The organism is Delftia sp. ZNC0008 (genome assembly GCF_000799035.1).
Lineage (GTDB): Bacteria > Pseudomonadota > Gammaproteobacteria > Burkholderiales > Burkholderiaceae_C > Comamonas > Comamonas tsuruhatensis.
The window spans coordinates 1-10744 of sequence record NZ_JTKZ01000864.1 but is presented as its reverse complement, the minus strand read 5'-3'; the positions used below and the strand labels follow the sequence as shown (position 1 = coordinate 10744).

10 protein-coding genes and 1 pseudogene are annotated in these 10744 nt (G+C 67.5%); 6 read left to right on the top strand and 5 right to left on the bottom strand.

Annotation, left to right across the window (positions count from 1 at the left end; all coding sequences use genetic code 11):
* Window positions 1-109: helix-turn-helix domain-containing protein (locus tag L995_RS34830; protein ID WP_156136150.1), on the top strand; the 109-nt coding region annotated here is incomplete at its 5' end.
* 95 nt (window positions 110-204) lie between these two features.
* Here the strand turns inward: L995_RS34830 and L995_RS27880 are convergent.
* Window positions 205-1002, bottom strand: coding sequence for an SDR family NAD(P)-dependent oxidoreductase (locus L995_RS27880; protein WP_047474604.1), 798 nt, complete (start codon window positions 1000-1002; stop codon window positions 205-207).
* A gap of 118 nt (window positions 1003-1120) precedes the next feature.
* Here L995_RS27880 and L995_RS27875 point away from each other — a divergent pair, with 118 nt between their 5' ends.
* Window positions 1121-2020: a LysR family transcriptional regulator gene (locus tag L995_RS27875; protein WP_047474602.1), complete on the top strand. Its 900-nt coding sequence runs from the start codon at window positions 1121-1123 to the stop codon at window positions 2018-2020.
* Between the two features lie 29 nt (window positions 2021-2049).
* Here the strand turns inward: L995_RS27875 and L995_RS27870 are convergent, their stop codons facing one another.
* From L995_RS27870 to L995_RS27860, 3 genes are all read right to left on the bottom strand, one after another.
* Entirely contained in the window at window positions 2050-3042 is a 993-nt protein-coding gene (locus tag L995_RS27870; protein WP_017406504.1) for a Bug family tripartite tricarboxylate transporter substrate binding protein, read from the bottom strand.
* Between the two features lie 73 nt (window positions 3043-3115).
* Window positions 3116-3958 (bottom strand): alpha/beta fold hydrolase, encoded by an 843-nt coding sequence (locus L995_RS27865; RefSeq protein WP_189354077.1) that lies wholly within the window; start codon window positions 3956-3958, stop codon window positions 3116-3118.
* Window positions 3959-4073: 115 nt separating this feature from the next.
* Window positions 4074-4862 (bottom strand): IclR family transcriptional regulator, encoded by a 789-nt coding sequence (locus tag L995_RS27860; RefSeq protein WP_047474600.1) that lies wholly within the window; start codon window positions 4860-4862, stop codon window positions 4074-4076.
* Between the two features lie 274 nt (window positions 4863-5136).
* Here L995_RS27860 and L995_RS27855 point away from each other — a divergent pair, with 274 nt between their 5' ends.
* The 4 genes from L995_RS27855 (at window position 5137) to L995_RS27840 (ending at window position 10457) form a co-directional block, all read left to right on the top strand.
* Window positions 5137-6114: a tripartite tricarboxylate transporter substrate binding protein gene (locus tag L995_RS27855; RefSeq protein WP_047474599.1), complete on the top strand. Its 978-nt coding sequence runs from the start codon at window positions 5137-5139 to the stop codon at window positions 6112-6114.
* Window positions 6115-6147: 33 nt separating this feature from the next.
* Window positions 6148-6939, top strand: a complete 792-nt coding sequence (locus L995_RS27850) for an enoyl-CoA hydratase/isomerase family protein (protein WP_047474596.1) — start codon at window positions 6148-6150, stop codon at window positions 6937-6939.
* A gap of 4 nt (window positions 6940-6943) precedes the next feature.
* Window positions 6944-9046, top strand: a complete 2103-nt coding sequence (locus L995_RS27845; protein WP_047474594.1) for an acetate--CoA ligase family protein — start codon at window positions 6944-6946, stop codon at window positions 9044-9046.
* Between the two features lie 73 nt (window positions 9047-9119).
* Complete coding sequence (locus L995_RS27840; RefSeq protein ID WP_047474592.1) at window positions 9120-10457, top strand: MmgE/PrpD family protein; 1338 nt, start codon at window positions 9120-9122, stop codon at window positions 10455-10457.
* 23 nt (window positions 10458-10480) lie between these two features.
* Here the strand turns inward: L995_RS27840 and L995_RS27835 are convergent.
* Window positions 10481-10744, bottom strand: a pseudogene (locus L995_RS27835) (alkanesulfonate monooxygenase); the annotation flags it as partial.

Here is a 10744-nt window from a genome sequence, read left to right as displayed (position 1 = left end):
CAATGTCTCCGAGGCGGCGCGCCAGCTCGGCGTCAGCCGCTCCACCATCCACCGGCGCATCCAGCAACTGCAGCTGGGCGTGCGGCATGCCCATTGGCGCGGGACATAGCACGGCCTTCGCCCCAGGGCCCATGCGATGTCCATGGCGGCTGGCCGCGGCGATCGGCCCGTCGGTCTCAGCGCCAGGTCAGTCGCAGTGCAAGTTCAGTCGCAGCGTGCGGTCATGCCGCCGTCCACGACAAGCTCGGTTCCCGTCACGAAGCGGGCCTCGTCGCTGGCCAGGTACAGGGCGGCACTGGCGGTATCGCGGCCATCGCCCATGAAGCCCAGCGGGATGCGCCTGACCCGCGAGGCCAGCAGCGTCTCCACATCGCCGCCTGTGCGCTGCCTGGCCAGCCGCGCTTGCACCATGGGGGTGTGCAGCTGGCCCGGCACCACCGTGTTCACGCGAATGCCGTCAGGCGCATGCTGCACGGCCACCACGCGGGACAGGTGGATCACGCCGGCCTTGCTGGCCGCATAGGCGACCTGCGCGCTGCCGGTCCAGCGCAGGCCCGAGGTGGACGCCACGTTGACGATGGCGCCGCTGCCGCGTTCGACCATGTGCGGGAGCACATGCTTGCAGGTCAGAAAGACGCTCTTGAGGTTGATGTCGATCTGGCTGTCCCAGTCCTGCTCGCTCAGCTCAATGGGGCCGCCGGCTGCGGAGCCGCCCACGTTGTTGATCAGGATGTCCGGGACGCCCCAGGCCTGCAGGCAGGCCTGGACCATGGCCTTGACGCTGGACGAGTCGGTGACATCGCAGATGCAGGTCGTGATGGACGCTGCCGCCTCGCCGGCCAGGGACAGCGTTTCGTCAAGCCGCGCCTGGTCACGGTCCACCGCCAGCACCTTCGCGCCTTCCTCCGCCAGGCGCACGGCCATGGCCCTGCCGTTGCCCCAGCCTGCTGCCACGCATCCGGCCCCCGTAACGATGGCTATCTTGGACTTGAACCTGCTCATTGGCTTTCCTCATGTGACACGGTGGAGCCGCTGTGGCAAGCGGCGATGCAGGCCAGTTTGCGATCGATGCCGGCAAAGTTAAACTGGATGGCGCCTATACCAGCTATGTTGAATACCTATGGATCTGCGCCAACTGGAGTACTTCGTCGCCGTGGTGGAGCACGGCAGCATCAGCCGCGCGGCCGTGGCGCTGAATTTGGCGCAGCCGAGCGTGAGCCGCCAGATCGCACTGCTGGAAGAGGAGCTGGGGCAGCGGCTGCTGGACAGGACAGGGCGCGGCGTGGCAGCAACCGCGGCCGGGGAGACACTGCTGTCGCATGCACGCACGATGCTCAACTCGGCCAGCCAGGCGCTGTCCGATCTCAAGGAAATGCATGCCGAGCCCGTCGGCAGCGTGGTCGTGGGCCTGCCCCACCGGGTGGCGGCAAGCCTGGCCGTGCCGTTGATACGGGAGTTCCGGCGCCGGCTGCCGCATGCACTGCTTTCGGTGGTGGAGGGGCTGAGCCTGTCCTTGCGTGAGGGAATGATTGCGGGCCGCATCGACCTGGGTCTGATGTTCGACCCCGCTCCGACGCCCCTGCTGTCCTACGAACCCCTGATGCGCGAGTCCATGCTGCTGGTGGCTCCCAAGGGCTACCGGTTGCCTTCGCGCATCGGCCTTTCGGCCCTGGCGGACTTTCCGCTGGTGCTGCCGGGCACCCATAACCCGATACGCAGCCTCGTGGACGCCGTCCTGCTGCCGCGCAAGATCCGGCTGAACGTGGTGGCCGAGGTGGGGGCCGTGCACACGGCGCTGTCCGTGGTGGAGGAGGGACTGGCTTGCTCCATTCTTCCGGACAGTGCGTTGAATCTGGCCGGTGCCCGCACTGGCATACAGTCTGCGCCCATCGGCCCGCCGGCCATACGCAACCAGCTCGTGCTGGCCATGCCCAGGGCGCGTCCCGCGAACCGGCTGATAGCGGAAACCGCCAGGTTGCTGCGCGAGCTTGACTTTCGCAAGGGCGCCCGCGCCGTGTAGGGCATGCCTCACGGATCGGAAGCGGCAGGTCAGTCGATGCGGATGCCCGCTTCCCTGACGGCCTTGCCGATCTTGTTCAGGTCGTCAGCGATCAATTTCCGGAACTGCGCAGGACTGGACTTCGCGGGGACAAAGGACAGTTCGGCGAACCTGGATTTCAGCGACGGCGCCTCCACGGCCTTTGAAATTTCGGTGTTCAACCTGTGGGTGATGTCTGCGGGCAGGCCGGCCGGGCCCCAGATTCCGTACCAGGACAGGAGCTCGAACCCGGCAATGGTGCCCTCCGCCAGCGTCGGCACATCGGGCAGCGACGGGACGCGGGTCTTGCTGGTGACGGCAAGGGGCCGCAGACGGCCGGCCTGCACGAAGGGCATGACACCCGGCATGGGCGAGATGGCCGCGGAGACATGGCCGCCGATCACGTCCGTCAATTGGGGAACGGCGCCCTTGTAGGCGACGATGTCCATCTGCAGGCCAAGGGCCCGGTTCAGCATCTCTTCGCTCAGGTGGCTGGTGGTACCCAGGCCGGAAGTCGCCCAGGTGTACTTGCCTGGATGGGCCCTGGCCAGTTGCACGAACTCTGCCACGGTCCTGACGGGCAACTCGTTGGTGACCGCCACGATCAGCGGCACGTACCCGATTTGCCCCACGGGCGTGAAGTCACGCTCGGCGTCATAGGTTTTCTTGGAACTGACCAGCGGCAGGTAGGCATGGCTGGAGGCATTGAAGATGAGCGTGTATCCGTCAGGCTTGGCCTTCTTGACCTGCAGGGTTCCCAACAGGCCGGAAGCCCCCGGAACGTTCTCGATCACGATGGCCTGGCCCAGCTGCCTTTGCAGTTGGTCGGCCACCAGGCGGCCCACGGTGTCGATCGATCCACCCGGCGTGTACGGAATCACCATGCGGATCGGCTTGCCCGGATAGTCTTGCGCGCCCACCAGGGTGCAGGTGGCCCAGGCCGCACAGGTCATGGCGATCTTCCAGGTTTTCCTGATGGCAGCTGCGGGCGTGTGGATGGTCATCTTTGTCTCCTGAGCACTGTTTCTGTCCGGCGCATCCCCGAAGGGGGCGGGTGTCTTGCGGGCAAGGGCTGGCCTAGGCGGCGTACACGCGGCGCGTGAATGCCGCAATGGCGTCTGCCATGGCAAGGGGCTGCTCGGGCGCCAGGGCGTGGCCCGCGTCGGCAATCACCTGTTCCGTCACCCGCTCGCCCAGGCAGGACTTCATCACATGGGGGATCACGACCGCGTCATGCTCGGCCCGAAGGTCCAGTATGGGAACGGTCGTTCCTGCGCTGAAGTAGTCATCGACGGGCGTGACGCGCCGTGCATGGCCTTGCGCTTCATGGGCCTGGGCGTTCCACCCGTCCAGCCAGGCGCTGGGGTCATGTCCCGGGGCAAAGAAGGCGCGGCGCAGGCAGTCCAGGCGCTGCTCCCTGGACAGCCGTGCATCGCCCGCGCCGTCGATTGCGTCCCGCAGGCGGCCATACGGCATTTCGTCCGATCCCGGCGGCAGCTTGCCTGCCGAGGCGGCGGCCATGACGACGCCGCGCACCAGGTCCGGCCTGTCGGCCGCCAGCATGCGCGCCGGCTGGCTGCCCCAGGCATGACCCACGACCACGACAGGGCCGGTGGCTTCGTGGTCGATGACGGCCGCGACGTCGGCTGCGAAGTCATGCAGCGTCAGCCCCTGCATGGGGCCACGGCTTTGGCCTATGCCCCGAGGCTCGGGGCGCAGTACCCGCAGCCCTTGCGCCTGCAGATGGCGGGCAACGACGTCGTAGTCCCGGCCGGAACGGGCCAGCGATGGCAGCATGCAGACGACCGGCCCTGCGCCCTGGTCCGCATACTCGATTTGAATCTCGTCCTTCGCAGCCTGCGGGCGGTAGCGCACGAGCCGGCGAGTGACGCCGGTTGTCTCCAGATGGGTGTTTGTCATGCCGCCAGTCTGGGTTTCGGGCGCCATTGCGATAAGGCAATGCAGCCTATATCAGCTATGTTTTTTCCCTATGCAAAGCGGGCCGCCCGCAGGTGCGCGGAACGGCGGCCAAACCTCACCGTTTCTCCAGCAGGCTCTGAATCTGGCGGCCCAGCTGCAGCAACGCCGGGTTCAGCTCCTGCACGATGGCTGGCACAGGCTCCGTCGTGGACACGCTGCAGTTCAGGACATAGATGGCATCGGGTGTCACCAGTGGCGTGGCCAGTGCAACCACTTCCGGCTGCCACGATGCAGCGCAGAAGCCTTGGCTTTTCACGGACCTGATGGCCGCCTGGATCTGTTTTTCCAGGTCGCGCCATTGGGCGCCTCTCTTGAGCCTGAAGCTGTCGAACAGTGCCTTGCGCCTGGCAGGCGGCGCCACGGCAAGGTAGGCACGGCCCAGCGACGTCAGCTCCATGGGCACGCGCTGACCCGACACCACATGCCTGAGCACAATCCGGCGGTTGTAGCGGATCGATTCCAGATAGACCATCTCGTCCCTGTCGGGACAGGCCAGGCCCACGTTGATCCTGCGTGTCTCGGCGAGGGTGCGCATCAGGGGGGCCGCCATCGACAGCACCGTCGATCCGGTACGCATGGCGTGCGCCAGGCTCAGGACAGCGGGAGCCAGGCGAAAGGCGCGGCTTTGGTGTTCGGCCTGCAGCATGCCGCAGCCCACCAGGGTCTGCGTCAGCCGGCTCACGGTGGCCTTGGACAGTCCGGTGCGTTCCACCAGGTCGCCGTTGCCCAGCAGTTCCGACCCGGGCCTGAACGCACGGAGTATTTCGATGCCTCTTTCCAGGGAGCGGTTGCTCGGGGACTGACCGGGCTTGTCATGGAGTATGGGGGATCGCCTGTGGGTCATGTTGCTGCCGCCTGCGGGAGGACCGGTTCATCCTCGGTTGAAAGCCTGGTTCTTGCTGCACAGGCGCGGGCGCCTGATGGCGTGGAGTATTCCACCGAAAGGATGGCAGATGAAAACGCAAGTCCTGGCGCGCTCGCTGTGCGGTTTCATTGGTTGGAACATGGGGGATCACAACTGCGGTGCGTTTCCCTAAGCTTTCACCAATCCGTCGCCAGCGTCATCGCAACGCTTGCGCATGGAACGGACCTCTGCCCATAGAACCAGGAGACACACCATGCTTCGTTTCGCCGCCCGCCGTTGCGCCAGGGCCATTGCGCTCATTGCCGTGCTCGCGACTGCCTGCAACGCAGTCTTTGCAGCCTTCCCGGAAAAGCCCGTGCGCCTCGTCGTGCCCTTCGCGCCCGGTGGCGGAACCGACCTGATCGCACGCACGCTGGGGGCCGAGATGGCCAAGGACCTGGGCCAGCCCGTCATCGTGGACAACAAGCCCGGTGCCGGCACGATCATCGGCACCGACAACGTTGCCAAGAGCGCGCCGGACGGCTACTCCGTGGTCGTGGCTTCCTTCGCGCACGCCGTCAATCCGGCGCTGCAGGCCAAGCTGCCGTACGGGAGCAACAAGGCCTTCGCGCCGGTGATCCTGATCGGCCGCGGCCCCAACGTGCTGGTGGTGCCCGCCGCCAGCCCGTACAAGACGGTGGCGGACGTGATGGCCGCCGCCAAGGCCAGTCCCGACAAGCTGACCTATGCCTCGCAGGGCGCCGGGACGTCGGCGCATCTGGCCGGGGAGCTGTTTGCCAACCTGGCCAAGGTCAGGATCACCCATGTGCCCTACCGTGGCGCAGGCCCGGCACTCACCGATCTGATGGGTGGCCAGGTGGACATGATGTTTGCCACCGCGGCGGCGGTATCCACCTTCATCGACAACGGCAAGCTGCGCGTGCTGGGTGTGACCACGGCCGAGCCGTCTGCGGCCTTCAAGGATGCGCCGCCCATCGCCGTCACCGTCCCGGGCTACCGCGTCGAGAGCTGGTACGGCCTGTACGTGCCGGCCGCCACGCCCGCTGCCGTGATCGAGCGCCTGAACACTGCGGCCCGCAAGGCGGCCCGTTCGCCGGACTTTGTTCGCAAGCTGGAACACGAAGGCCTGGTGGTCAATGCCGGGCCGGCGGCGGAACTGGACATCTATGTGCAGGCCGAGGAAAAGCGCTGGGCCCAGATCGTCAGGCAAAACAACATCCATCCCGATTGATCGCATTGCCCGCGATCGCCTTGAGAGCACGCCATGAACTACGAACTGATCCAACTGAATGTCGCCGATGCGGTGGCGACCGTGACCCTGAACCGCCCCGACAAGCGCAACGCCATGAGCGATGACATGCGCACCGAGTTCATCGATGCCCTGGAGCGCGTGGCGGTGGACAAGGCCATCAAGGCCCTGGTGCTGACGGGCGCGGGCAAGGGCTTTTGCGCAGGCGGGGACATTGCCGGAATGCAAAGGCGCATGAACGCGCCTGCGGGCGAGGTGGGCTTCAACGGCTGGCAGCGCCAGCAGCGCGTGCACCACGTCCAGGCCCTGTTGCACACCATGCCCAAGCCCGTGATCGCCGCCGTCAACGGCGCAGCGTCGGGCCTGGGCGCGGACACGGCGCTGGCCTGTGATTTCGTCATCGCCAGCGAATGGGCCAGCTTCGCGTGGAGCTATGTGCTGCGCGGCATCATCCCCGACGGCGGCGGCATGTACTTCCTGCCGCGCCGCGTGGGCCTGGCCAAGGCCAAGGAGCTGATCTTCACGGGCCGCCAGGTCAAGCTGCCGGAAGCCCTGGCGCTGGGCATCGTGGACCGCCAGGCCAGCGCCGAGACCTTGGTGGCAGACGCCCAGGCCTGGGCGCGCGAGCTGTCCTCGGCTTCTTCCACCGCGCTGGCGTTGACCAAGACCATCCTGAACCAGAGCTTCGAGCTGTCTTCGCACGATGTCTTCGCACAGGGAAGCCAGGCCCAGGGCATCTGCTACACCAGCAGTGAACACCGCGCATCGGTGGAGGCCTTCCTGGCCAAGACGGCCGCCAAGGAGTGATGCCATGAGCGAAGCCATTGCCAAGCTGCTGTCGCCGCGCAGCGTCGCCGTCATAGGCGCCTCTGCCGACCTGAAAAAGACCACGGGCCGCCCGGTGGCCTACCTGCAAAAGCACGGGTTTGCCGGCCGCATTCTTCCCGTCAATCCGCGCGTGGAGCGCATCGGCGATCTGGCCTGCTATCCCGATGTGGCCTCGTTGCCTGAAGTGCCCGATGTGGCGGTGGTGCTGCTGGGCGCCGAGCGTGCGCACCAGGCCGTCAGGGAACTGTCGGCGCTGGGCTGCGCGGCAGCCATCGTGCTGGCCAGCGGCTATACGGAAACGGGCGAGGACGGGGCGCACCGCCAGCGGCAGCTGATCGAGGCGGCCGGCAGCATGCGCCTGCTGGGACCCAACACCATCGGGCTGGTCAACCTGACCGACCGGATCGTGCTGTCGCCTTCTGGGGCGCTGGAGATGGATGAGTTCCCCGCGGGCGGCATTGGCGTCGTCTCGCAAAGCGGCGGCATCCTGGGCTCGCTGCTGTCGCGCGCCGCCGCGCGTGGCATCGGGCTGTCCAAGCTCATTTCCACCAGCAATGAAGTGGATCTGGAACTGGCCGACTTCATAGACCACCTGGCCGATGACCCGGCCACCAAGGTGATCGCGCTGTATGTGGAAACGGTGCGCCATCCCGCCAGGTTCCGTGCCGCCTGCCTGAAGGCCGCGCGTGCCGGCAAGCCCGTGGTGGCCTTCAAGATCGGCCGCTCCGAGGCCGGCGCCAAGGCCGCTGTATCGCACACGGGCGCCATGGCCGGTGCGGATCGCATGTACGACGCGCTGTTCCGCCAGGTCGGCGTGATCCGTGCGCACAGCTTTGCCGACCTGCTGGACGTGCCCGCTGCGCTGGCCACGGGCCGCAGGCTGCGCGGCAGGCGCATCGCCATCCTGACTTCCACCGGCGGTGCGGGCACCCTGGTGTCGGACGATCTGGGCGTGGCCGGATTCGACACGCCTGCGCCGGACGAGGCGACGGCCGATGCACTGCGCGCGCTGCAGACCGGCAGCGAGGCCGTGCTGGACCGCAACCCCATCGACGTGACCCTGGCGGGCCTGCGTCCCGACCTGCTGCGCGGCGCCATCAATGCCCTGCTGGCCAGCCCCAGCTACGACGCGCTGGTGATCATCGTCGGCTCCTCCAGCCTGGCCATGCCCGAGCTGCTGGCCGGCGCCATCCAGGAGTGCCTGCCCCACTCCGACAAGCCGGTGCTGGCCTACGTCAGCCCGCATGCACCGGAAATCGGCGCGCTGCTCACGCAACGCGGCGTGCCGGCCTTCGCTGCGGCGGAAAGCTGCACGGCCGCGCTGGCGGGCATGCTGCGAGTCAACGGCTTCCAGGGTGCGCCTTCCGAGCTGGTCGTCGGCAAGCACACCCTGCAGGAACTGGACCTGCCCGTCGGCTGCCTCGATGAAGCGCAGGCCAAGGCCGTTTTCCGCCGTTTCGGCGTGCCATGCGCGGCCGAGCGCGTGGTGCGCACCGCCGAAGAGGCCGAAGCCGCCGCGCGCGAACTGGGCGGCCGGGTGGTGCTCAAGATCCTTTCGTCCCGGATCACGCACAAGAGCGATGTGGGCGGTGTCGCCGTCGGCCTGACGGCGCAGACCATCGGTGCGCGGCTGGCAGCGATGGTGGCCGACGTGCAGGCCAGGGCGGGTGTGCGTCCGGACCGGTTCCTGGTGCAGCAGATGGTGACCGGTGGCACCGAGCTGATCCTGGGCCTGCACAAGGATGCGCTGGGCACCGCCGTGATGCTGGGCATGGGGGGCGTTGCGGCCGAATTGTTCCAGGACACCACGCTGCGCCTGCTGCCCGACGATGGGACACAACTGGGTGTGCTGAGCCGCTCAGAAGCGCTGGACATGGCCAGGGAGCTCAAGACCTGGCCGCTGCTGGACGGATTTCGCGGCCGCCCCAAGGCGGATGTCGATGCCCTGGCCGATGCCATCGTCGCGTTCTCTGCGATGGCCGCCCAACTGGGCGACCGCGTGATCGAGGCGGAGATCAACCCGGTGTTCGTGCTGCCGCAGGGCCAGGGCGTGTGCGCTGCGGATGGTGTGCTGGTTCTGGCCTGAGGGGCCGGCCACTGCACATTTGTGCCAAAAAAAGTGAGACTGCCCCCGCCAGTGTTCATCCAGGAGACCACGCATGCATGCGACCGAAGTGTTCGGACAATTTGCCTCTCGATACCAACGCACCGAGCTTCCCGACACCGTCATCCACCACGCCAAGCGGGCCGTGATCGACTGGTATGCCTCCCTGTTTCCGGGCCTGGGCTGCGCCCCTCTTGCACAGTTGGAACAGGTGCTTGCCGAGGATCTGGATCGCGGGTCCTGCCGGCTTGGAAACGGCCGCATGGCCACGGCGCGGGCGGCGGCACTTTTCAACGGCTCGGCGGCCCATGCCGCCGAGGTGGACGACAGCTTCCGCGATGCCATGTACCACCCCGGGGCCGCAACCATTGCAGCGGCGTTGGCGGCAAGCCAGCAGGCAGGGGCCAGTGGCCTGTACTTCCTGCGTGCCGTGGTGCTGGGCTATGAGGTCTCCACCCGCATCGGCGTGACCCTGGGCCGGGCCCACTACCGCTTCTGGCACAACACCGGCACCGTGGGTGTCTTCGGGGCAGCGGCAGCCGCAGGGTATGCGCTGCGGCTGGATGCAGGGCCATTCGCCCATGCACTGGCCACGGCGGCCACCTTCTCTGCGGGTCTGCAGCAGGCATTCCGCATGGATTCGATGTCCAAGCCCCTGCATGCCGGGCGCGCAGCGGAGGCCGGCCTGCTGGCTGCGCAACTCGCGCACAGGGGGGTGACGGGATCGCTGGATGTGCTGGAGGGGGAGTCGGGCCTGGGCCGCGCTGTCAGCGACGGACCGGACTGGTCAGGCATCGGGGACACGCTGGGCAGGGACTTCCACATCACCCGGCTCACCTTCAAGAACCATGTCGGCTGCGGCCATACCTTTGCGGCCATCGACGCCGCGCTGGCTCTGCGCAGCCAGCATGCCCTGCGGGCGGACGACATCTGCAGCGTGGCCGTGGCCACCTATGGCCCGGCCCTGGATATCGCCTGCTACACCGATCCCGTGACCGAAAACGAAGCGCGCTTCAGTCTCCGGTTCGTGGTGGCGACGGCCTTGGTCCATGGCAGCGTGCGAATGTCCGCGTACACCCCCGAGCGCCTGGCCGATCCCGCCTTGCGCGCGATGCTCGAGCGCGTCCAGGTCTCGGTGGACCCGCAAATCGATAGGGCCTTCCCGGGAAAGAGATCGGCGCGCCTGGAAATCGTTGCCAGGGATGGACGCCGCCATGTCTGGTTGCAGCCCGATCGCAAGGGCGATCCCGAACTGCCGTTGTCGGATGGGGAGCTGGAGGACAAGTTCATGGAGCTTGCCGCTCCCGTCGCCGGCGCGGGACGTGCCCGGCAGCTGCTGTCAAACATCTGGGGGCTTGAGCGGGCGAGCTGCCTGCGGGGTCTTGCGGTCTGACAAGGCGCAAGCCCGGGGGCGGCTCACGATGCAGACTGCCGGCGCTGGATGCTGCGGATGTCGAAGGCGCCGCCGGTCTGCGCCTGGTCGCTGGTGGTGACGGCCCGCTTGCCGAGCAGGGGGAAGACCAGTTCGGCAAAGCGGATGGACTCCTCCAGGTGCGGGTAGCCCGAAAGCACGAAGCTGTCCGCACCCAGCGCGGCGTACTCGCGCAGGCGCTCGGCCACGGTGGCGGCATCGCCGACCAGGGCCGTGCCCGCGCCGCCGCGCACCAGGCCCACGCCGGC